Here is a 22,507-nt window from a genome sequence, read left to right as displayed (position 1 = left end):
CCTAATCTTCGTAATACTTTGTTTTGCCGCCAAACCAAAGATCAGTAAGCGAGAAACCAACCGATAAACGGTACAGGTTTTCCTGGATGATATTGGTGTTGTTGCCGCGCTTGATATATTCAAAGCTAAGATTGATCATGCTGGCCTGAAAGCGGCTTTGCAGGCTGTAGTTAGCGATCGGCAAGCCCAATCCGGCCGAAATACCCAAAACAGGTATTTTGGTTTGCCTGGTATAAATATAATCCGGCCCGGTAAAAAACCCGATCCGATAAGCCGTTCTGCTGAAATAATTATTTTTGGGCACGGGATGAAACTCAGCGCCTATTTTCGCCTGCCAGTTGCTTCTCACGGCTGTATCGCGCGCTCCTTCAAATCGAAACTGATCCCAATTGTTGCGGGTAAAATCAGCGCCAACTGTCCAGCCCGCTTCGTTTTCCGCCAGTTTACTAATAACAAAACCGCCCGTCACGCTTGAAGGATAAATGAGGCTGCTTTTGATATTACTTGTAGAAGTGGCGGTGTCAATCGGAATATAACCGGTTTGCGTACTGTACGTATAGGTTTCCGCTACTGTGTTCCTATTCGTTTTTATTTCCTGTTGCCAGTTTCCGTAGGCGCCTAATCCTACATAAATTTTGTCGCTGGCTTTAAAATGATACTGCAGACCGGCATCAAAATAGAAATCGCCAAGACTGGTTTTGCTTTCATAATGCGCCGCTGCATAAGCCGTGGAGTCGTCGTATAAAGAAACCCTTGTGTTGTAATCGCGGCTGCCAAACATATAGCCCGCGTTCACACCCAAACTCAAATATTGTGATTTTCCCGTTTTGAATTTTACAGCTGTTCCCAATGAGCCGAGATAAGCTCCTCCCTGTCCCTCATATAAGGTTGTCGAAGAATCGACAATTAAGTTGCCGGTGTTAGGATCATAAAGCTTCCCTGAGTTTTGAATTTTGTAGTTGATGCTGGTAATGGGCCTCACGCCAAACGCCATCCCCCAGTTTTTTCTTAAGGGCAGCCCCATCATCACGTGACTAAACAAAAGATTGGGAGAGGTAAATTTATTTTGAGCACTTTGGTCGGTGAGTGTTCGCCCCTGTCCATCTGCACCAATATTAAACACCACGCGTCCTGAATTCAGCTTTCTCGAACCAGGTTCCTGCTGTGCCGAAAAGAAAGAAAATGACGCCGGGTTGGCGTAGTTAACCGTGTAAGGATCATTATAAGCCGCGGCTACACCGCCCATCCCCCTGTTAGAAATATTTGTTGTGGGGGCCTGGTTGCCCAATCCGTATCTGGAGTAAGGTGAATTATCCTGCGCTGACGCTCCGATGAAAAGAAAAATTGAAGGTATAGTTAATGCCAGAGGAGCTGACCGTTCCCATTTTCTAAGCATTGTTAATTTCACTAATCGCATAAAGACCTTTAAATATTAAATCAGGGTCGGCAAATATCCTGTTTTTAACGTGTGATGCCAAATGTTGCGTATCACCGCCGGTTAAGACCACGTTAAAGTTGTCAAATTTAGCCTGATAGGCGTCTATAAAGCCATCTATTTCATAACTCATTCCCAGTATCACACCCGACAAAATATTAGTATCGGTGTCGTATCCGATCAGCGGCACATCGGCCTTGGCCCTGGTATAGGGAAGCTTGGCGGTGTAATATTGTAAAGATTTTAGCCGCATCTCAAGCCCCGGAGAAATGGACCCACCCAGAAACTCATTATACTTGTTTACAAAATTCATGGTGATGCAGGTTCCCAGCCCTACCAGCAACAGATTTTTACCAGGAAAAAGATGCACACCTCCCGCTGCGATGGCCAAACGATCGGCCCCCATCGTATCCGGTTTTGCAACGGGAACGGTAATCGGCAGCTTCGACGCATGATTCAGTAAATGGAAACGGGTGTTTCTTTTCAGCAGGTCTTCCATTTCCGGGTTATGATCGATGACTGAAGATAAAATCGACTTTTTAGGCCGGTAAGTTTCTATCAAAGAAGAAAGGGTGGCGCTGGCATCATCTTCTAAGGTTAGTACTTTGGAAATTTGATCTTTGCTAAACACCGCTACTTTTTTGCGCGTATTGCCAAAATCAAAACATAGTGTTGTCGACATAATGTGAAAATAGTGAAAAGTTGGAAAAAGCTGATTGATAATAGTTCAGTGCTTATAGCTTGTGCAATTGGCCATAAACGACGAAAAAGAACTTATTTTTATTTCACATCAAACCCTTCCAGGTTTTTAAAATGCCCGTTCATCTGGATTTTTTCGCGCAATTGCCTCATTTCTTCAATTGCCGGCAGCGCTGCCTCAAAATGCCTTTTTAAATATTCCTGGCGCTGGCGTTCCTGCGTAAGCTGCAAAAATTCATATTCCTGCTCGAGCGTAAGACCCGAATGATGAGCGATGTCATAAACCGTCAGTTCCCCATCTGATTTATGAAAATCTTTTTTAGCCTGCAAACCAGCGTGCATATCTCGCATTTTTCCGATCAGCACCTTCATGATGTCTTCGTCGCCGTTGAATTCGTTATGAGGATAATTGACAATAGCGCCCGAATATAATTTTTCCGGAACTTCTTTAATCACTTCCAAAATCCTGAAAATTTTTTCGCCCCTGGTTTTGATATCCATTTCACCGCCGGGATATGTTTTAGCTATTTCTTTAACATAAAGAAGTGAACCGTAATCCTTCAGCTCATTACCAATGACGGAAGGAATACCAAAAGGCTTACGCTGCTCGTAACATTCCTTAATCAATTGTTTATACCTGGGTTCAAAAATGTGAAGATTTAATTCTTCGCCAGGAAACACTACTACCTGTAAGGGAAATATGGGAATGAAATTGGTCATGTTTACAAATATGCGAAAAAGAGGCCAAAGCTGCTTTTAGGTTGTTTCCGGCTTACCTTCTTTCAGGCGGCGCAAATAAAGGTATTTGTTGCGGGTGTATTGAAAATGCGCTTTGGCGATGTCCCATCCGGCCTTTCCGTCGAGAATACCCAAGCGGAAAATATAGTTTTTAACCAAATTAAAAAGAGGGGAAAGCAGGGTTTTGCCCCACCCGATTTTTTTGTGCTGATCGCGGTATTTTTTTGCCGATAAGCGCGCATAACCATCCATTTTTTTTTGGTAAGATGCGATAGAATCAGCGGTAAAATGTCGCAGCGCGCCACGCAGCATGGTCTTCCGGAAACCGCCGCCATCCAGCTTTTCATGTACTTCGCTTAGGTTCCAGCGCGTTTCGTTTTTATTATAAAGCCTCCACACCCGGTCGTTAGACCATTCGCCATGCTTTATTTCCTTGGTTCCCAGATAGTTCATGCGCTTAAAACCATAAATAGTTTTGGCTTCCGGCTGCAGCTGATTAATACTTTCGGCAAGCTGTTCGGTGATAACCTCGTCGGCATCGATATTTAAAATATAAGCGTTCGTTGCCTCCGCGGCGCCGCTGTTGCGGGCATCTCCATAGCCTTTCCATTGAATGCATATCACGCGGGCTCCCTGTTGCTCCGCAATTTTCAGCGTATTGTCTGCGCTGCCGCTGTCCACCACTATTACCTCGTGTGTGACAAGCAATGCGCTGTCAACAGCCGCCGATATGGTTGCTTGCGCATTTTTGGTCAGTATGACAACAGACAAATTGTTCATAGCTTAAAACGACACCCCTGCGTGGCGGTATCTTGCTTTGGCATATTTTATCGCATTCTTAAGATAAGAAAAAAGCGGCGCCCATCTTCTTTTATGGCCAAAAATAATACGCCGGTGCCGAAATAGAAATAAAAACAGGCGCCAATTGACATTTTTATTTGACGATGGATTTTCCTTTATTAACGTACTGAGCGCCTGGGCAAAGCAACGCGTTTCGTCATTTAGCGTTGCCAGCGTGGTTATATGATCAATTACCTCGTCGTGGTCGGGCTCCGATTTAGGTCGCCCGGAGGTGAAATGAGCGTTCGTTTCGTGGATACGGTGGTGCACCAGCGTTTTATCGACCGAAATAACAGCGCCGCAGGTTGTCGCAACTACCGCAATCCACCAATCGTAAAACATGCCCGGAGGAATCGGTAGCGCTTGTTCTAAAACTTTCTTTTTAAACATCATGCCATGCCCGTTGACCTGATTAAAAAAGATCAATTTACGCGTGTCCGGACCGCTGAAATGCCGGTGTAGCTTGTGATTGGCATAACTGAGCCGGCCCTGCTTCAGTGTGGCGCTCCGGCAGTGGGCCAACATACTTTCGGGATGGCGTTCCAAAGCTTCTGCCAGCAATTTCGTTTTTTCCGGCAGCCATATATCGTCCTGGTCGGCAATAGAAATATAGTCCCCCGTGGCGAGCCTGATGGCTTTTTCAAAGTTTTTGTGAACTCCCAGGTTGGTGGGATTGCGGTATAGTCGAATTAGCTCGTTTTTTTGCTGCCAGTTTTGCAATAATGAAAAAGTAGCATCGGTAGAGGCATCGTCGACGATAATTATTTCGTGCAAGGGATAAGATTGGCCTGCAATGCAAGCCAATTGCTGCTCGATAAAAGCAGCGCCGTTATAAGTGCACATTACTATAGACACCCGTGGCTTTTGCAACCTTATAAAATTTTAGCTTCAAATATTCTTATACATTTGCCCCAAGCAACTCGATATGAACTTACTCTACCTGACATTTGGGGATAATATTAGCAACCATTCCCAAGCCTATTTTTCCATTTATTCTTTTCTGGCCAAAGAAATTTCGCCAGCCAGCATCAACGTGATCACAGATAAACCCTGGTATTATGCTTCTATCAAAAGCAAGCTGAATATCATTGAGGCCGACGCGGCTTTATTAAATAAATGGAGAGGGCCTTACCAGTTTTTCTGGCGGGTGAAACTCAAAGCTATTGAAAAAATCTGTTCTTTATACAGCGGCAGCCCTGTTCTTTACCTCGATTCTGATACATTTTTTTATGGCGGCGCACAGGATTTTGAAAAATGGAGCGAGAGCCGGCAGGCCGCTATGTTTGAGAATGAGGGGCCGCTAAAAAGGCTACCTTCCAAAACAATGAAAACTATGAGCCGCCAATTGAAAAATATAACAATTGCAGGTTTAAGTGGCCTGGAATCCATGGAAATGTGGAATGCCGGTGTTGTTTTCACGCCCAATCAACTTGGGGGAAAGGAGATGGAACTGGCCTTAAAGCTTTGCGATGAAATGTGCCGCGCGCAGGTGAAGGACCAGTTTGTAGAGCAATTTGCCTTGTCGGTAGCGCTGGCACAAAGCTATGGCCTTGAAGCTGCTGATGGCCATGTGGCTCATTACTGGTCGAACAAGAAAGAGTGGAACGAGCTGATCAGCGCCTTTTTTATGGAAAACCAGATGCTGGGCTTAAGCTTTGAGGAACAACTAAAGCGCTTTCGCACTATAGATTTGTCAACCTGCCCGGTGGTCAGGATATCGAGCACCACGAACCGGCGTCTGAAGCAAAAAGTTGATCAGCTTTGGGGAGATAAGAAGGTGGAATATTTGATGAAACGGTAGCCGTATTTGCTAAAAAGCTTTCCTTTATACTCAAATAATTGTTTACAATGAATATATCGCTGTTGGTAGGCCTTAAAAATAATATAGCATATACCAAGCATTTTTATGCTACTACCCGGGCTCTTTACCCTGACATTGAGTTGGTTTTTGTAAGCTATGGTAGTACCGATGATACTCATAGCTGGTTAGACAGTCTTTCCGATGAAAATTTACAATATCATTACTCAACGGAAAATAAAACGCTTTCTGACACGTACAACAAGTGTATCGATTTGGCAACAAAAGAGTTTGTGGCTTTTTTGCATAATGACATGGTTCTGGGGAATGGGTTCGCAGAAAACCTGGTAAAGGAAGCTGCGGCAGACAAAGTCCTTTTTTACAAGGTGGTGGAACCTCCCATTTTTTCGGACGATCCGCACGATTGGAAAATCGTCAAAGATTTTGGCGCTGATCTCGATAGTTTCCAGTTAGGCGCGTTTCGGCATTTTAGTTCTTCGACAGAAAAGACGGACAGCACGCCAACTACCGATCCTACATTTTTTTTATTGACGAGTAGATCAACACTTGTAAAGATTAACGGCCTCGATCCTTTATTTGACCCAATGTTTTGTGAGGACAATGATATTTTATACCGACTTGGTATGTGGGGCCTCAATTTTTATCAGTCTCATAGCGCTATTGCATATCATTTTGTAAGTAAAACCTCACGGTTCTCCAACGACTACATCCATAAGACTAAAAAGATAGAAACACGGTCGAACAGAAATTTTTGCAGAAAATGGGGATTTCAGATTAACGCGGTGTCAAAACAAAAAAGACAATACGGCCTAAATTTAAAAAATGCTAACAAAGCTGCCTTAAAGCAGCTTGAACCCTTTGTGTCCAGGATATTTACCACATTTGATCCTACTGATTACATTGCAGAAGAACAGCCCTATACCCGATTCGACCTGTTAAAAAAATTTACCGATCAGGAACTCACAGGTGACGATATTTTAATCTATTTTAATACCGCTGATTTGAATGAAGACAATCTGAAAAAGTTTGAGAACCTGGCCGACGAATTGGACAAAAGATTACATTCTAAATGGTTTCGATTGAAAAAAAGATTTTTTTTTGGGAACAGGTTAACCATCGGTGACCTGAGAATAAAAATCAATCATTTAAAAACCTATCAACACGAATTAATAGTAAGAAACTAATGGTAGCTTTTTTTAAAAAAATAAAAATTTCGTATGGCATCACGGTTTGTGATGAGGCTGTTGAGTTGGATGCATTGCTGAATTCACTCATTCCATTTCTAAAGACAAGGGATGAAATCATTGTGCTGAGAGATATGACCCGGTCCAGTAAAAACGTGGAGCTGGTACTGGAAAAATATAATCACCACATTAAAATAATAGAGAAAAAGCTAAACGGCGATTTCAGCAGCTTTAAAAATAATTTGATCTCGGAGGCTAAAGGCGATTATCTTTTTCAAATTGACGCGGATGAGATTCCCCAAAAGAGTTTGCTACAAAAACTCCGCTTCCTCTTAAGAATAAAAAACAAATATGATTGCTTCGGTGTTCCGCGGATAAATACTGTTGAAGGTATTACGCCCGAGTATATTAAAAAATGGAATTGGACCACCAACGAGAAAAACTACATCAATTACCCTGACTATCAGATGAGGCTTTTTAAACTCAATAAAGGCATTCGATGGGACAATAAGGTTCACGAAGTGCTTGTGGGATTTGAGAGACAAAAACTGTTGCCGGCTGACAAGTTTGACCTCTGTTTGATCCACACAAAAAAACTTGACAAACAAATTCGCCAAAACGAATTTTACGAAAGCCTTTGATCTCGCGCCTTTTCATCTGTAACATACGCAATGGCCTGATCGAACTTGCGTAATATACTTTCCCAGGTGTAATGCTTTTTCACATACGCGATGGCGTTCTCTTTATTTTGCGCCACATCATCTGGTGGCATTCCCAGAGCGTTATTCAACACAACACAAAATTCCTGGTACGTTTTATAATAAAACCCGGATTTGCTGTTCTCCACATGGTCTTTGAGCACCTCACAGGCTCCGTTAACAATTACTATTTTACCTTGTATCATTGCTTCCAGCGCAACCATCGACAAGCTTTCATATTTAGACGGTATGATTAGCGCAACGCACTTTTCCAGCAGTTGATATTTTTGATCATCTGATATAAATCCTGTTTTTACAATTATATCTGATGCCTCTAAATCCATAAAATCTCTGCCCACCATCACCAGTTTTAGTTTCTTTCCGGTGGCGTATTCTTTAAAAAAACTTACCAGTTCATGACACCCCTTGTTCCTCTCAATCCGACCAATATAAAGAAAGTAAGGACTATCTGGAATTAAATCCGAAGAACCCCTGACATCCGACGGAATATGAGGGGTAATGCCCACTCCGGCTACGTCATGTGCTTTTGTATACTGTTTAAAATGAGATTCGACCAGGTCTTTTTCTGCCTGTGAATTGTACATAATGAATTTTGGTTGACTAAAAAGAGCGGCATAGGGCGGCCTGTACAATGGGGGCTCGTCGTGAGCGGTAGGTATGAAGATCGATTTGTGTCTTACGAGCGGCATTCCAATAGCTGTGGGATAATACAAATATGTAAAAAATATGAATGCATCATAAAGCGACTCATTGGACTTGATAAATTCCATCATTCCCGGACAATAAGGCCCTTGGCACTTCAACCATTCTTCGCTTTCTCTTGGTGAGACGCGTGTGAGTCTAAGCTTTTCGTTTAGAAAATTGAAAATGCCGAGGGCTCTAAGAAATTTAAAGTACTTTCGGTTACCAAAAATGATCCGCCTTGACTTTCGCAGCTGGCGGGGTTTCGGCTCAATAGTGGCAAACCTGCTAACCAAAACTCCATTAATATGTTCGGCCCCCTCGTCAAAAAAATTTTCCCAGGTGTGGTAATCTATGGCCGTCGTGGTGAGGACGGTAATATCGTATGCAGAAGAAAGCTTTTCGGCCAGTAAACGAGCGTGGTATTCGGCGCCGCCGTTTACCTCAATCCCATATCTTTGGCACACTATCGCAATTTTTTTTCTGTCTTTTAGCATAATTAGAAGCCATAAAGTTAGCCAAAAATGAACCTTGGCTCTTTTCGGCTTGTTTTAGAATAAAATTAATACGGTTGAAAGAAAAAATAACTTTTGTAGCACTTCGGTATGGCCTGGATGTCAATGGGGGCGCGGAAGTGCATTGCAGGATGCTCGCGGAGCGGCTTAGCGACACTTATAATGTCGAAGTGCTTACCAGCAGGATCAAAAACTACAAAACCTTAGAACAGGAATACGCGGAAGGCGCCGAGGTGATAAACAACGTGACGGTAAAACGGTTCTCTTCCCGGCCTTTTGATCAACAGGTTTATAATGCCATCCGGAAGCGCGCAAAATGGAGCCGGAAACTGCGCCGGATGATCTATAGGCTTCGGATGGATTCTCTGTTTTTTAACCTGTTCCCCGTTTGGAACTTCGGCGTTAAAAACGATGCGGCCCTGCTGAGGGTGAGCGAATTTTATTCTGAAGATCTGCTGCAATATCTCAAAGTTAATCATAGCGCCAGCAAAGCGCTTATTTTCTTTTCCTATGTGTCGCCTTATACTTTTTTTGGATCACAAATAGCGCCGGAAAAATCAGTGATCATTCCTACCATTCACTATCACGAAGGCGGCATTTTTCATTCCATTTATTCTCATCTTTTTTCTAACGTCGGACATATTGCGTTCAACTCCGTAAAAGAGCAAGCGCTGGCGAAAAAGATATTCACACGCAGCCTGGCGCCCAATAGCGTCGTTGCGGTCGGCGTTGATATTGCACCCGCAGCGCCCGTGGCATTGGTAAAAGAAAAATATGATTTACCCGAAAAGTATGCGCTATATTTTGGCCGCGTCTGTGAAAGTAAAATGAACGATCTGGTTCCCTATTTTATAGCTTATAAGCATAAGTATGGCGGTGACCTAAAGCTCGTTTTAACCGGAGGTGTTTTTATGCCTAAGAATGATCATCCTGATATTCTTTACACCGGTTTTGTTACAGAAAGTGAGAAAACAACTTTGATTGAAAATGCGACGGTGGTCATCAATCCTTCTAAAAGCGAAAGTCTTTCCTTACTGCTTTTGGAGGCTATGAAATTAGGTAAAACGGCATTGGTAAACGCCGATTGCCCTGTTCTAAAACAACATTGCCTGGATAGTGATTTTGCTGCTCAGTATTACGAAAGCGAAACGGATTTTGTAGAAAAACTCAATGTCTTAGCCTCCGCTCCAGGGGTACTGGAAGAGAACAGCATAAAAGCGAAAAATTACGTAGAAAACAATTATGCGTGGGACCTGATTTTATCCAGGTTGAAGGCTGTCATCAATCAATTATAAACTCAACGCGGATTGGAGCGCCTTATCAGAGCAGCTCCAATCCCAGTTTACATTTAACCACCTTATACTTCACCACTTCAAGATATTTATTGTAGTTGATGGATTGGTTGTGCCGCGAATTAATTTCATGATGCAAATGAAAACACACGGCTTTCATTTTAAGTTTCCGTTGTTTTATATCAATATTCGTCAACCTGGCAGCCAATTCTATGTCTTCATGGCCCCATCCCTCTAAATCGTTGTTATAACCGTTCACAGCAATAAAATCTTCCTTCCAAAAAGAAAAATTACACCCTTTAAGATTATTGGACTTATACCTGTTTTTGGATAAAACCTTTGACAAAAGTGGCCAGCGGGAAGCGTTAATGCGATTGGTCACGCCCATGCTTAACGCGTGGATATGCAATTTTTTGGTGCTAAAAACAGAGAAGGTTTTGGATGGGGAAAGCAGCGCTCTGCTTCCCCTGATATAGTAACCCTTTTCCGCTTCATTGATATGATCTGCAATAAACTTTGAATGAAGTAAGATGTCGCCATCGATCTGAATAATATAATCTCCGGTTGCTGCGGCGATTGCTTTATTCATAATCACTGTTTTTCTAAAACCTTTGTCTTCGTGCCAAAAATGCCTGATCGGAATCGGGCTTTCCTGCTTCAATCCTTCAATCAGTTTGCGCGTGCCCAAGCCCGAACCGTCGTCTGCAATGATGATTTCATCCGGCAGGGTTGTTTGCCTAAAAGTGCTCCGCAATACCAGCTCAAGAGCTTCCGGCCAGTTGTAAGTAGAAATAACCAAGGTGGTGGTTACGTTCCTTTTCATTCGTATATCTTTATTTTTCTATAGATTGATTTAATCGCCGCGGCACAGATTGTTGCCCTATTGCGGTTATTAATTCTTTTTATTTCAAATATTGATCGATTCCCTGTTTACATTTTTTTTTGTTTTGCCCGATGGCGTCATCGAGTAAACGCTGATTAGCTTCCTGAAATGCCCGCGAACTTTCTTTGTGATACAAATGAAACGCGATGCCTCCGCCTTTCAGAAATCGCCTGACTTTACCACTGTTGAGCATTCTCACAACGAACTCCTTATCTTCCGGCCCCCAACCTTCAAAAGCCTCGTTATAACCATTTACCTCGATCGCGTCAGCCCGCCAATACGCCATATTACATCCGTGAATTTCATAACGCTCCAGGCCTTTTACCTTATAATTATGTTCAAAAAACCTCCGGATAAAAGGAATTCTCAACCCACTAAAAAAGTTGCTGATACCTTTGCTGAACACACTCACTTTATACGCTCCGCTTTCTATCATCTGCTCCGATACGAGTTCATTAATGTAAATCCGGCTGGCTCTTACAAAAGAGTTCTTTTTTGCAAAAGACTTATGATCTTTTATAAAGTGCCGGTGTAAAATAATATCCCCGTCCACCTGCACAATATAGTCGCCCGAGGCCTGAGCAATGGCCATATTCCTTATCTTGGCCAGCCTAAATCCCTTGTCTTCGTGCCACACATGCTTTATATTGAGTGAAGATCTTTTTCTAAAATTATCGATCAGCTCCTTTGTTGCTATCGTTGATCCATCATCTGCAATAATTACCTCGAAAGGTTTTTCAGATTGATTCTCAATAGATAACAAACAAAGATTTAGTGCCTGGGGCCAGTTATAGGTCGACACTAATACCGAAATAATCGGCTTTGCATTTCTCTCAAACATCAAAAAATGTCCCGCTTTTGGTTTATAAATTCAAAAATGCTTAAAATATCGCACTTTAAAAATATAAATCTCCTCAAAATCTATTCCGATAACTTTCAAAATGTTCTCTTAAATCTTCACGAACATAAAAGACGGGAAAAATCCGCCATGCGCAACAGGATGTTTTTGGAAAAAATGCGAATCCACATTGCCAGGTTACGACGACATATAAAAAATAGGCCTCGCCCGCCCTACGCTTCAATTCGTCCTTTTCTTCGCGTTAGATCTCACTCGTTCTTCGTCTGCTATTTCTTCAAATATTTTTCAAGTTGTAAAACCGTAACTTTTAAGTCTTTATGTAAAGGCGCTTCCAGTTCTATCCAGTTGCCGTCTTCATCAGTTATTTTTAGTTGAAATGCATGCAGCGCGAGGCGGTTCAGCAGCGGCTTTTCTTCCAGCACGTCTTTACTAAGTTTGAATTTGCTTTTAAAAGAAGAAAGCAAAACGGGCTTTCCATCGCCGTAAATGGGGTCGCCCACGAGCGGGGCGCCGAGCTCTTTCGCGTGCACGCGTATTTGATGGGTGCGGCCCGTGTGAATACGGAACTGAACCCAACTATACATTTTGAGTTCCTTTAACAAATGATAATCAGTTAGCGCAGGTTTTCCGCGTTTATGAATCAACATAGTGCCGCGTTTTGCCATGTTTTCAGCAATCGGCGCATCTATGCGGCCTTCGTCGTTCGGAAGTGATCCGATCAATAGTCCCAGGTATATTTTAACGGTTTTTCTTTCCTCAAACTGCCTGCTGAAATGTTTGTGGGCAGCCGGGGTTTTCGCAAAAATGATCAGGCCGCTGGTTTCCTTATCGAGCCGGTGCACCGTAAAAATGTCGCCATACGCTTCTTTCAGATAATCCTTTAAACTGGATTCTTTTCCTTCCCGGTCGGGAATAGAAAGCATGCCAGGCGGCTTATTCAACGCTACGATGTTTTCATCTTCGAAAACAATTAGTTCTTTAAGTTTGATGATAACAAATTTTAGTTTTTAACATAATTCGATCCGGCTTTTTTAGCCTGCCTTGTTATCTTCCAGCTGTTTTGCCTGGAATTTCTTATAAAAATCTTTCGCGAAAGTCTTCATATCCACCACCTGATCGCTGTATTTAGTGGCCCTGCCGTAGGTGTCGGCCATCGTCATTAAAGTCTGATAAAAAAAATCAGCCATTTCATCGATCATCATGTCTTTCGTCCACAAGTCAATACGCAACGCCGCTTTGTCAGCGCCATCCCAAAAAGATATCATCATCGCTTTTGCTTTCTGCGCTTTATCAGCTGTGCTTTCAGTAGCGCTCCATTGTATGCTGTCCGGAACACGGTTTTCATCCATCGCCACATCAATTGTTATTGTTGATTTTTTCATCCTTTTACTTTTTTATTTTTATGGTCGAATGGAACTCTTCAGGTATAAAATTTTCATTCCTCTGGTGATAAAAATGTAAATTTTATAATGAGCGTTTCACCCGTATATTTTATACTTTCTAGCCCGCAACAGGCAACCGCCTGTTCCAGTTCAGGCGCAAAATTAAGCAAATAAAGCCGTAGAGTATTTTTACTGACGGTTCAGTAGCATGGCAGCCGTTTCATCCAAATTTTGGGGGTAAGTAATGGCGTCCATCTTTTTAATCAGATTTTTTCGAAAAGTTTCGCCTTTATACATGGTCATTAGCATATCGCCAATGGCTTCGCTGTCGGCTTTTTGCAGATAAACGGCAGCAGCGCCGAGCAAATTTTCAATGGTTTCGGTTTTTATCGCAGCTACCGGCGTGCGGCTGCTTAACGCTTCTACTGCAATTGAAGGAAAAACCTCTTCACTGGTAAGCGTGATAACGGTGTAAGCCCTGGCTATTTTTTCTGCAAAAAACTGGTTGTCCGTCAGTACCACATCTTCGCGGTACTTATAGTTCGAAACGAGCTGCGCCGCCGCTTCGCGGCTTAAACCTTCGCGCTCTCTTAATACCACCAACAGTTTCCAGTTGCTTTGCTGCCGTTTTTTAAAAGCAGAAAAACCCTTCAAAACTGTTGTCAGCTTTTCGCGGGAAAGCCCAAAATCAGCAATCGCAAAATACTCTTTACCAGAAGTCAACTTTTCCTTAACATCATAGGTCGCTTCGGTTGCCTGCGAAGCAGCCATCAGCGCTTCTAACAACACGGCTTTGGAGCGATATTCAGGATATTTTTTTACAAACTGATTAAAAAGCCCGCTCGAAACAATACCCAACGCGTCTGCATTTTTTATAGCTTTTTCATTGGCCCAGGCAGCTGCGTCTTTGATAATAAATAGGCGGCGGAGATCGGAATTGGCTTTTACAGTACGGTTAAAACTTATAAAATGAGTGGCATTTTGCGCCTTTAGCCATTTCTGCAAGGCCAGCGTTTGAAAAAAACCACGGTCCGCCGGAAAGGGAACCGCCTGCAGGTTAGAAGCCGCCGGCCCTGAAAAGCCGGGCTTTGCGGGATACAAAAATTGAAATCCAGGCAATCTCGCTGCCAGCGCTTTAAATAGCCTGACTTCCAAGTCGCCTGTATAAGTATCTAAGTAAAAATCGCTTGCGTCTAATATTATAGCCATTATTATATAATCCCGGTTTTTCCCATATCTTTGCCAGATAGCTGCAAAGGTATAACACCACGCAAAAAAGTAAGTTGCAGATACATTTTTTACCAAACATTTTTATGGAATATAATACAACGAGAAACCACCTGGCAATGCGCGAGTATGGGCGCCATGTACAAAAGATGGTGGAACATATTTTAACAATAGAAGATCCGGAGAGAAGGCAAAAAAATACTGAGGCTGTTATTGAATTGATGGGATTTTTAAATCCGCATTTGAAAAACGTGGAAGATTTCAGGCACAAGCTTTGGGATCATTTATTTTTAATTGCCGATTTCAAGATCGATGTTGAATCGCCCTATCCAACGCCTACCCGCGAAACCTTGCGGGCAAAACCGCAACCGATTCCTTACCCGAAGCGCTCATCGCGATTTTCTCATTTAGGGAAAAATTTAGAGGACGTGATTACCAAAGCGCTGGCCGAGCAGGATCCTGACAAGCGCCAGGGATTTGCCAATGCCATTGCCTATTACATGAAACTGGCTTATAACAACTGGCATAAAGAAGTAGTACATGACGACGCTATTCAAAGTGAGCTGAACAGTATTACCGATGGGCAGCTGGAATTTACCAACACTCCTTATGTAAAAGCATACCGCATGCAGCAGGAAAATACCAAAAGCAATTTTGGCAAAAGAAATAAATACCAGCAGCGCAACGGGAATACCAATAACAACAATGGTAACCGGCGCAATGGTAACAGCGGCGGAAATAATTTTAAGAAGAAACGCTTTTAACTTTATAACGAAAACAGGAAAGCCGGCCATGATGCGCCGGCTTTCTTATTTATATGCCTGTTGTTTTTGCGTTTTTAGAAACAGCTGAAACTAATGCCGCCTTGTAGCCAACGGCCGGGCATTACCGATCCCAAAAGATCGCTATAATTCCGATCCAATACGTTATCCACCTGTGCAAATGCGGCCAACCGATCTTTAAGAAAACTATATTTCGCTCTTGCGTTCAGCAAAAAATAATCTTTGCTAATATGTGCGTTGATCGCAGGCGCCTGTTGTTGATTGCGTACTTTATAAAGGCCGGTAAGACTCACCCCCCATTTACCCACTTCATATTGCAGGTTGAAATTACTTAAAAACCGGGCGTGCGACGAAGTGTAGAAAGAAGGGTTTGCTTCGCTGCTTTTACTATACAGCCACACCATGCCTGCGTTTAAGAAAAGCATTTGCTTTTCAGCAAAACGGGCACGGTACTGAACATCCGTTTCAAAGCCTGTAGTATTAATCCTGGCAATATTGGTAGCCAGGTAATAATCCGTTCCCGGTGTGAGATTGTCTTTTCGCGGCATTGCGTCGTAGGGGGTAAACACCCAATCAATCAGTTTACTGTGAAAGCGTTGGAAAACAGTCGACGACACCTTAAGTACACCTTTTGAAAACCAGTCGAAGCCGGCTTCATATCCCCACGACACTTCCGGCGTCAGCCAGGGATTGCCGATACTTCTGCCAATAGGCGTTTGCCTGTTATAATTATTATATCTTTCGGTAAACTCAGCGGCGCGTACGGTGCGGCCGCCACTTGCGCGCAGCTGCACATCTTTAAGCCGAAGCGATGCATTGAGTTGCGGCAGTATCTCTGCCTGATTATTTCCAATCCATTCAACCCGCAGCGAGGGCATCAAATTGAAATGGTCGCCAATTTGCTGCGTCAGGCTGGCAAAAGGCGCGGCAATATTCAGGCTATGGGTGCCCCGGTCGTTAGAAACAATGGCCCGGTTCTGAAAATTAAACCCTGTTGTCAGCAATGTTTGCTGCCCCAGTTGCTGATGAAATAATAATAACGATTGAAATAATTTTGACTCGTTTTGATTGGCGGGAGAAATGCTGTTGAAAGCATACTGATCGCTTAAAGTTTTATACCCGGCATCAATGCTCAGACCCGATTTGTTTTTTTGGTAACTCAACCGCGCCTGATGCCACCAGCTTTTTACCAACTCCGTCGCGGTGTCGGAAAGATAAGTTGTATAAAAATTTTGCGCGTCAAAATCACGATGATCATAAACAGAGCGGGCCGAGAGATTCCAATATTCATTCAACCTTACATTAAAGCCTGCCGACGCGGTGGTATTATGAAAGAACCCACGCGTACCCACTTTTTGTACACCGGTAGCATGGTTAGACAATAACCCCGCATCAACGCTCCATTTTCCGGCACGAACAAATCCGCCAACATTCGTATTTACCAGGTTGTATTCGCCGAGGGCCAACTGCCCGTTTAGCAGTTTATCCTTTTGTTGATTTTGCGCGTTAAATGCTTTTGTAACAATATTGATTACGCCGCCCACAGCATCTGAACCATAGATCGCAGCAGACGCACCTTTTAAGATTTCAATCCGGTCGATTTGCGCCGGTGTTATGGGAATGTAAGCAGAAAAATGTCCTGAATTGGGATCATTGATACGCAATCCATCGAGTACCACTAACACCTGCTGGTAAGTGCCGCCGCGGATGCTGATATCGCTTTGGGCGCCCTGCGGGCCCCGCGACTGCACTTCAATACCGGGCACATATTTTAGCAATTCATCTAACGAATGCACGGGTAATTTGGCAATATCGCTGCCGTTAATAATCGTCATATTCCGGCCCGTTTCGGAGCTGCGTTTTTCTGACAGCGATGAGGTAATGGTTACCGGATCGAGCGTGGTTTGCTGCGCATCGGCGCTGTTAAAAGCTGTAATGATCTGCATTAAGCCAAGCCATGAGATAAAGCCTTTCTTCATTTTAAAAAACTGTTTTTAGCACATAAAAAAAGCCAACAGCATCGTTTGCTGTTGGCCATAAATAAAATTTATAACGGGTTGGGTTCGCTTGCTCTGCAGGAACACGCACGGGCACCGGGGAAATAATTTCCTGCATCAGATCCTGCTGCTCTTCGGGAAGGAGGGAAGCTTCCCCGTTCGTTTCTATATCAGTGTTGCCTGTTGGAAAAGATGGCCCGTTTTTCTGCTTACCGAGCAGGGTGTCTGCCACAATATTCTTGAGGTTGCCAATGGTAACATGTTTGCCAATGCTGTGAAACGCGGCATAAGACTTCCGGCTCCACCGCCGAAAGCGCAACGAGCGCTGATTATGTAAAGGCACAAACATTTTTGAAGGCGCGAATTTACAGTTCTTCCATCGGATTCCAGAAAATTTTTCTAAAATCCCCCACCTTATCATTCTTAACGGAAACGCCTTCTTTTGCCAGCAGTTCTTCCATCAAAGTGGGGGTTTTAAAAGCCAGTTTGCCCGAAAGCCGCCCGGCGCTGTTCACCACGCGGTGTGCCGGAACTTTAGGCTTAGCTTTGCTGCTGCCATTCATGGCCCAGCCAACAAGTCGCGCCGATTTACCCGTGCCGATACACTTCGCTATAGCGCCGTAAGAGGTAACGCGGCCTTTGGGAATCTGGCGGGCAATCTCAAAAACCTGCTCGAAAAAGCCCTGGTCGGCTTTCCCGGATGGTTGGATCGCTTTGATCTTAGCGGGATTATTCTTTTTCTTTCTGATTTCGTTCATGGCGCAGCAAACTTCTTTTCGGTTCGGGAACTTTTATATAGTCGAAAGGACAATGGCGACAGCCGCTACCGCAACAGTAGCCCCGCTCCCGCAAAAAACGCTCGGTAAGTACAACCAAGCCGCTGGGGTTTATATAGTAATGCTCACCCTCTATCCAATTCATACCTGATGGCTTCTTTTAGCGCCGCGTCTTTTTCAACGCCGCCCAAATCCTCAGGTAAAGTAAAGCATAAATAGTGAATGCGGCTACTTTGCGCAATATCGAGTGCCTCGTAATGTGTTTTTATTTTAAGCTCTTCGGATATGTTTTCCTGCTGATAAAGATCATTGATATCGGTGATCAGGTTACAGTCATACCTGTCGATTACTTCCTTTGTAAACCTGTAAAGATCCGGGCTATCGGTTTTCAAATGTATTTTTCCCCCAGGTTTTATTACTTCCTGGTACACGCGCAGGAAACGGGGATGCGTCAACCTCTTTTTCGCTTTAGAATAACGCAGCTGCGGATCAGGAAAAGTGATCCAGATTTCATCTGCTTCATGGGGCGAGAAATATTGATTAAGCTGTTCAATTTGTGCACGTAGATAGGCCACATTTTTAAGCCCCTGCTGCAAAGCTTTTTTCGCGCCCACCCACAAACGGTTGCCTTTGATATCGACGCCAATAGCATTTTTCTGAGGATACAATTTGGCGAGGCCTAAAGCATATTCTCCTTTTCCGCAAGCCAATTCTAAAATGAGCGGATTTTGGTTTCCAAAATGCGCAGCCCATTGCCCCCCGATATTTTCCGGAAACTGAAGCACGTTGGCAAAAGTGTTTAATTCCGCAAAGCGGATCAGTTTTTTCTGTCCCATTTTTTAGGAAAAATTTTGATGCGGCTAACTATCGCTATCCTGCTAATCTTTTGGAGACATTACCTCAACCAGGGTTTTGTCTGCTTCGTTAAAATCCTGCCAGTCATCGCAATCAATATGCATAACAGCAATGCCGCATGTGGGCAGCGACTCAATTTCTGAGCCCGTTATATCATTGGTAAAATTGGTGACGCCGGGGTTATGGCCAATTACCGCGAGTGTCTGAATATTTTCCTGCAACCAGTTTACGGTCTCCGTAATTTGTAAGGTATCGCCCAGATATAAATCGTCAAAATACTTGATGTCATTGGGTTCTAAATGATTCGCCTCGGCAAAATAAACTGCTGTTTCTTTGGTACGCTCTGAAGGGCTTACAAAAATCTTGTCTATCTTATACCCTTTTTCAACAAGGCGGGCCGCCATTAAAGCCGCGTTTTGATGGCCCCTTTCTGTAAGGCGGCGCATGCTGTCTGTCCCATGTCCCTGCTCTGCTTTGGCATGACGGATAATAATCAATGTCTTCATAAAAATCTTTTCAAATAGTCGGCAAAATTATCGCTTTCAGCATTGCTTTTTCAAAAAATTTAACCGTGCTTCACGCTAATTAATCTTTCTTAACGCTTCTGTTATTCTATCCTGCTGCAAATATAATCCCATCCCGCATACATAAAAGCCCCGCTTGCTGAGCACTTGCGGGGCTTTCATCAAAATATATAATTGCTTAGTATCCTCTTTCGTTTTTGCCTTCCATATAATTCATGAACGCCTGGTTCACCACGCGGTTTCCACCTGATGTTGGATAGTTGCCGGTAAAATACCAATCGCCGAGGTTGTTAGGGCAGGCTTTGTGCAGGTCTTCGATGCTTTGAAAAATTACCTGAACCGGAATTTCAAGCCCTTTAGGCGTGATCATTTCTGCAATCTTATACGAAATTTCAGTACTGGTGCTGCTTTTATAAATCTGCTGCACCACATTTTCTGTGTGTAGCAAACCTTCTGCCTTCAGGTCCTTACATTTCTGCCAGAGGTCTTGTAATAATTGTTCCTTGCCCCTGTCTTTCAAAATTTCCACCGCCGCATTAAATGCGATAAAATCGCCCATTTTGCTCATGTCGATTCCATAACAATCGGGGTAGCGTATTTGAGGCGCCGACGATAAGATCAGTATTTTTTTCGGTTTGAGGCGGGCCAGCATTTTGATAATGCTTTGTTTAAGCGTAGTACCTCTTACAATAGAATCATCGATAACAACGATCGTGTCGATACCCGGCCTTACCGTTCCGTAGGTTACATCATAAACGTGCTGCACCATTTCGTTGCGGCTGGCATCTTCGGTAATAAAGGTGCGCATTTTCACATCCTTAATCGCGATTTTGCCCACGCGGATGCGGCGATTGATCATTTCGCTCAGCTTTTCTTCATCATAATCTTTTCCCCAGCTTAAAATCCGATCAATTTTGATTTGATTCAAATACATCTGCATGCCTTTCTGCAAACCGAGAAAAGCAACTTCAGCTGTGTTGGGGATATATGAAAAGATGGTATTCTTCAGGTCGAAGTTGATCGCGTTCAAAACCTGCTCGCTGAGGTTGAAGCCCAGCGCTTTTCTTTCCTTATAAATTTTTTCATCGCTGCCGCGCGAAAAATAGATTCGTTCAAAACTGCAGGCTTTGCGCTCTTTGGGCGTTACCACCTCGTCAATTTCAAAACTTCCGTCTTCCTGAACGATGAGCGCGTTGCCGGGCATCAGTTCTTTTACCGCGTTTTCACCAACATTAAACGCCGTTCTGATCGCCGCTCTTTCGGAAGCCGCCACAATAACATCGTCATCAACGTAGTAATAGCATGGCCTGATGCCATGGGGATCGCGGAAAACAAATCCCACGCCGTCGCCCGTCACGCCGCCTACCGAAAAACCTCCGTCAAATTGCGGGATGACATCTTTCAATACCTGTTTTATATTGGGCTTGGCAGGAGCAGCTTCGTCGGCTTCCACCAGGTGTTTGTGCACGATTTCCATCATCGCCGCAAGGTCGCTTTGCTTTTGAAAAGGACCGGGCTCGATGCCCAACTTAGTGAACAGCTCTTCGGTATTCACCAAATTAAAATTACCCGCTAACGCCAGGTTGCGGGTAGAAATCGTATGCCTTTTTAAGAAAGGATGGCAAAACTCCGAATTATTTTTTCCCTGCGTTCCGTAGCGCAAATGTCCGAGTAACAATTCGCCCAGAAACTTTACATGGCCTTTCATCAGGCCGGGATGATTGATAATGTCGGGATTATACTTAGTGAGTTCGTTGACCTCCTCGGCAATATTCTGAAATAAAGAAGCGATCGCCTGCGGCTGGGCACTTCGGATCCGGTGCATAAAGGGGTGTCCCGGTTCTACATTTAATTTTATCGCTGCCACTCCGGCGCCGTCCTGCCCCCTGTTGTGCTGCTTTTCCATCAGCAGGTACAACTTATTCAGGCCCCACATGACGGTTCCGTATTCCTTCAAATAATGGGAAAAACTTTTGCGAAGCCGGATGAAGGCTAGTCCGCATTCGTGTTTAATTGGATCGCTCATATACTTGGAAAAAGAAATGCAAATTTACAAGAATAGTTCTTAACCAGCACTTAATATAGTTCAATAAAATTCGCCGCTCCCGTTTCAACCCGCTCTAATTCAGCACTTCTTCCAGCTTCGATTCTAAAAAGCGCCCGCGCAGCCCCTCGGCAATGATCTTGCCCTGCGGATCAATCAGCACATTGAAAGGGATTCCTTCAAAACCATATAACGCCACCACCGGAGATTCCCAAAACCTGAGATCGCTGAGGTGCGGCCATGTTAGTTCGTCATCCTTAATCGCTTTTAGCCACGCATTTTTAGCCTGGTCTAAGGAAACGCCCACAACAGTGAAATTTTTATTCTTAAATTTATTATACGCCTCAACGATATTCGGATTTTCGATACGGCAGGGTTTGCACCAGCTTGCCCAAAAATCGAGCAATACATATTTTCCCTTGAACGAACTCAGCGCAACGGGGTTGCCGTTCACATCGGGAAGCGTGAAATCGGGGGCAGGCTTGCCGACCCAACCGCCTTGTGCCGTACTATTTTGCTGCGATTGCAATTCTTTCTGCAACGCTACCATGCCGGTGTGGCCGGGATTCTTCTGAATCACATCAGCAATGATTCCGTTTACCTGCTCATTGCTCAGCGGTTCGAGGCCGAGCGCGGGGTTACCGGTAGAACTTTGATAAAAGCCGAGCATATAGATCGTCAACGCGGGGTTGTCCGATTTTTTCATTTCATCTAAAACATAATTTTTCGCGGCATCCATATCAGCCTTGCTCGCCTGTAGCAACGGCGCAATGGTACTGTCGGGCGTGCCTTTTGCGCTCAGGCTATCAATTTTGGAAACGCCCTCGAAAATGTTTTGCAGTTTATCATTAAAAGCAAATAAAAAATCCTTCATCTTTTGGCTCGCGGGCGACCCTTTTACTTCATACTTTTCGGGAAGCTGGTTGTTTTCGGCGTTCATAACCACCTCAATTTCAACCGATGGCTTGTCATTGATAAGCGACGCCACAGGATAGGTATTTTGATCGATTCGAAGGTTATAAATTGTTGCCTCTCCCGTTTCTGTTTCGATCTCGAAACGGCCGTCTTTATCGAGCGCAGCAGAATCGACGATTACGGGGCGCATGGTGCCAATCGGCACTTCTTCCAGGTAAATCTGTCGGCCGCTGGTATTCGCTATTTTCCCGGAAATCTTAAAAGAATGTTTTTGCTCCTGATTGCAAGCCGCTAAAGAAAACAGGGCTACGCTTAAAATAATTAACTGCTTCATATATTGT

The 22,507-nt window shown here is 43.8% G+C and carries 24 protein-coding genes; 5 read left to right on the top strand and 19 right to left on the bottom strand.

Annotation, left to right across the window (positions count from 1 at the left end):
- Window position 1: 1 nt before the first annotated feature.
- From ABDK00_RS00600 to ABDK00_RS00580, 5 genes are all read right to left on the bottom strand, one after another.
- Window positions 2–1,417 (bottom strand): hypothetical protein, encoded by a 1,416-nt coding sequence (locus ABDK00_RS00600; RefSeq protein WP_346237564.1) that lies wholly within the window; start codon window positions 1,415–1,417, stop codon window positions 2–4.
- Window positions 1,389–2,117 (bottom strand): type III pantothenate kinase, encoded by a 729-nt coding sequence (locus ABDK00_RS00595; RefSeq protein ID WP_346237563.1) that lies wholly within the window; start codon window positions 2,115–2,117, stop codon window positions 1,389–1,391. The genes ABDK00_RS00600 and ABDK00_RS00595 overlap by 29 nt, the downstream gene beginning before the upstream one ends.
- 98 nt (window positions 2,118–2,215) lie before the next feature.
- Window positions 2,216–2,854 carry an LON peptidase substrate-binding domain-containing protein gene (locus tag ABDK00_RS00590; RefSeq protein ID WP_346237562.1) on the bottom strand — a complete coding sequence of 213 codons (639 nt, stop codon included), beginning with the start codon at window positions 2,852–2,854 and terminating at the stop codon, window positions 2,216–2,218.
- 36 nt (window positions 2,855–2,890) lie between these two features.
- Window positions 2,891–3,652 carry a glycosyltransferase family 2 protein gene (locus ABDK00_RS00585; protein WP_346237561.1) on the bottom strand — a complete coding sequence of 254 codons (762 nt, stop codon included), beginning with the start codon at window positions 3,650–3,652 and terminating at the stop codon, window positions 2,891–2,893.
- A 3-nt stretch (window positions 3,653–3,655) separates the two neighbouring features.
- Window positions 3,656–4,567: a glycosyltransferase gene (locus tag ABDK00_RS00580; protein ID WP_346237560.1), complete on the bottom strand. Its 912-nt coding sequence runs from the start codon at window positions 4,565–4,567 to the stop codon at window positions 3,656–3,658.
- A 70-nt stretch (window positions 4,568–4,637) separates the two neighbouring features.
- Between ABDK00_RS00580 and ABDK00_RS00575 the strand changes: the two genes are divergently transcribed.
- The 3 genes from ABDK00_RS00575 to ABDK00_RS00565 are packed head-to-tail and all read left to right on the top strand — an operon-like array spanning window position 4,638 to window position 7,356.
- On the top strand, window positions 4,638–5,513 hold the full coding sequence (locus tag ABDK00_RS00575) for a hypothetical protein (RefSeq protein WP_346237559.1): 876 nt from the start codon (window positions 4,638–4,640) through the stop codon (window positions 5,511–5,513).
- A gap of 47 nt (window positions 5,514–5,560) precedes the next feature.
- Window positions 5,561–6,715: a glycosyltransferase family 2 protein gene (locus tag ABDK00_RS00570; protein WP_346237558.1), complete on the top strand. Its 1,155-nt coding sequence runs from the start codon at window positions 5,561–5,563 to the stop codon at window positions 6,713–6,715.
- Window positions 6,715–7,356, top strand: a complete 642-nt coding sequence (locus ABDK00_RS00565; RefSeq protein ID WP_346237557.1) for a glycosyltransferase — start codon at window positions 6,715–6,717, stop codon at window positions 7,354–7,356. The genes ABDK00_RS00570 and ABDK00_RS00565 overlap by 1 nt, the downstream gene beginning before the upstream one ends.
- Here the strand turns inward: ABDK00_RS00565 and ABDK00_RS00560 are convergent.
- Window positions 7,341–8,582 carry a glycosyltransferase family 4 protein gene (locus ABDK00_RS00560; RefSeq protein ID WP_346237556.1) on the bottom strand — a complete coding sequence of 414 codons (1,242 nt, stop codon included), beginning with the start codon at window positions 8,580–8,582 and terminating at the stop codon, window positions 7,341–7,343. The genes ABDK00_RS00565 and ABDK00_RS00560 overlap by 16 nt on opposite strands.
- Window positions 8,583–8,686: 104 nt before the next feature.
- On the opposite strand from ABDK00_RS00560, the gene ABDK00_RS00555 reads away from it, so the two are divergent.
- Window positions 8,687–9,925 (top strand): glycosyltransferase, encoded by a 1,239-nt coding sequence (locus tag ABDK00_RS00555; RefSeq protein ID WP_346237555.1) that lies wholly within the window; start codon window positions 8,687–8,689, stop codon window positions 9,923–9,925.
- 25 nt (window positions 9,926–9,950) lie between these two features.
- On the opposite strand, the gene ABDK00_RS00550 is transcribed toward ABDK00_RS00555, so the two are convergent.
- From ABDK00_RS00550 to ABDK00_RS00530, 5 genes are all read right to left on the bottom strand, one after another.
- Complete coding sequence (locus ABDK00_RS00550; RefSeq protein WP_346237554.1) at window positions 9,951–10,745, bottom strand: glycosyltransferase family 2 protein; 795 nt, start codon at window positions 10,743–10,745, stop codon at window positions 9,951–9,953.
- A 79-nt stretch (window positions 10,746–10,824) separates the two neighbouring features.
- Window positions 10,825–11,646 (bottom strand): glycosyltransferase family 2 protein, encoded by an 822-nt coding sequence (locus tag ABDK00_RS00545; RefSeq protein ID WP_346237553.1) that lies wholly within the window; start codon window positions 11,644–11,646, stop codon window positions 10,825–10,827.
- Window positions 11,647–11,930: 284 nt separating this feature from the next.
- Window positions 11,931–12,635: an RluA family pseudouridine synthase gene (locus ABDK00_RS00540; RefSeq protein ID WP_346238297.1), complete on the bottom strand. Its 705-nt coding sequence runs from the start codon at window positions 12,633–12,635 to the stop codon at window positions 11,931–11,933.
- Window positions 12,636–12,695: 60 nt separating this feature from the next.
- Window positions 12,696–13,046: a gliding motility protein GldC gene (gene gldC / locus ABDK00_RS00535; RefSeq protein WP_346237552.1), complete on the bottom strand. Its 351-nt coding sequence runs from the start codon at window positions 13,044–13,046 to the stop codon at window positions 12,696–12,698.
- Between the two features lie 189 nt (window positions 13,047–13,235).
- Complete coding sequence (locus tag ABDK00_RS00530) at window positions 13,236–14,255, bottom strand: glycosyltransferase (RefSeq protein WP_346237551.1); 1,020 nt, start codon at window positions 14,253–14,255, stop codon at window positions 13,236–13,238.
- Between the two features lie 104 nt (window positions 14,256–14,359).
- Between ABDK00_RS00530 and ABDK00_RS00525 the strand changes: the two genes are divergently transcribed.
- Window positions 14,360–15,037 (top strand): DUF4290 domain-containing protein, encoded by a 678-nt coding sequence (locus ABDK00_RS00525; RefSeq protein ID WP_346237550.1) that lies wholly within the window; start codon window positions 14,360–14,362, stop codon window positions 15,035–15,037.
- A 74-nt stretch (window positions 15,038–15,111) separates the two neighbouring features.
- On the opposite strand, the gene ABDK00_RS00520 is transcribed toward ABDK00_RS00525, so the two are convergent.
- From ABDK00_RS00520 to ABDK00_RS00485, 8 genes are all read right to left on the bottom strand, one after another.
- A complete protein-coding gene (locus ABDK00_RS00520) occupies window positions 15,112–17,034 on the bottom strand; it encodes a TonB-dependent receptor plug domain-containing protein (RefSeq protein ID WP_346237549.1) in 1,923 nt (640 codons plus the stop codon).
- Window position 17,035: 1 nt separating this feature from the next.
- The gene (locus ABDK00_RS00515) at window positions 17,036–17,395 is read right to left on the bottom strand and encodes a hypothetical protein (RefSeq protein ID WP_346237548.1); all 360 of its coding nucleotides are present in this window, start codon (window positions 17,393–17,395) and stop codon (window positions 17,036–17,038) included.
- A 22-nt stretch (window positions 17,396–17,417) separates the two neighbouring features.
- Window positions 17,418–17,810: an MGMT family protein gene (locus tag ABDK00_RS00510; protein ID WP_346237547.1), complete on the bottom strand. Its 393-nt coding sequence runs from the start codon at window positions 17,808–17,810 to the stop codon at window positions 17,418–17,420.
- A complete protein-coding gene (locus tag ABDK00_RS00505) occupies window positions 17,782–17,973 on the bottom strand; it encodes a DUF5522 domain-containing protein (protein WP_346237546.1) in 192 nt (63 codons plus the stop codon). The genes ABDK00_RS00510 and ABDK00_RS00505 overlap by 29 nt, the downstream gene beginning before the upstream one ends.
- Window positions 17,954–18,664, bottom strand: coding sequence for a tRNA (guanosine(46)-N7)-methyltransferase TrmB (trmB, locus tag ABDK00_RS00500; RefSeq protein WP_346237545.1), 711 nt, complete (start codon window positions 18,662–18,664; stop codon window positions 17,954–17,956). Before trmB ends, ABDK00_RS00505 begins: the two co-directional genes overlap by 20 nt.
- A gap of 42 nt (window positions 18,665–18,706) precedes the next feature.
- A complete protein-coding gene (locus tag ABDK00_RS00495; RefSeq protein WP_346237544.1) occupies window positions 18,707–19,189 on the bottom strand; it encodes a SixA phosphatase family protein in 483 nt (160 codons plus the stop codon).
- A gap of 196 nt (window positions 19,190–19,385) precedes the next feature.
- Window positions 19,386–21,233, bottom strand: coding sequence for an amidophosphoribosyltransferase (locus ABDK00_RS00490; protein WP_346237543.1), 1,848 nt, complete (start codon window positions 21,231–21,233; stop codon window positions 19,386–19,388).
- Between the two features lie 94 nt (window positions 21,234–21,327).
- Entirely contained in the window at window positions 21,328–22,500 is a 1,173-nt protein-coding gene (locus tag ABDK00_RS00485; protein WP_346237542.1) for a TlpA disulfide reductase family protein, read from the bottom strand.
- Between the last annotated feature and the right edge of the window lie 7 nt (window positions 22,501–22,507).

Source organism: Niabella insulisoli, from assembly GCF_039652435.2.
Lineage (GTDB): Bacteria > Bacteroidota > Bacteroidia > Chitinophagales > Chitinophagaceae > Niabella > Niabella insulamsoli.
Note: the sequence above shows the minus strand (reverse complement) of the source record. Positions and strands in the feature narration are given on the sequence as shown.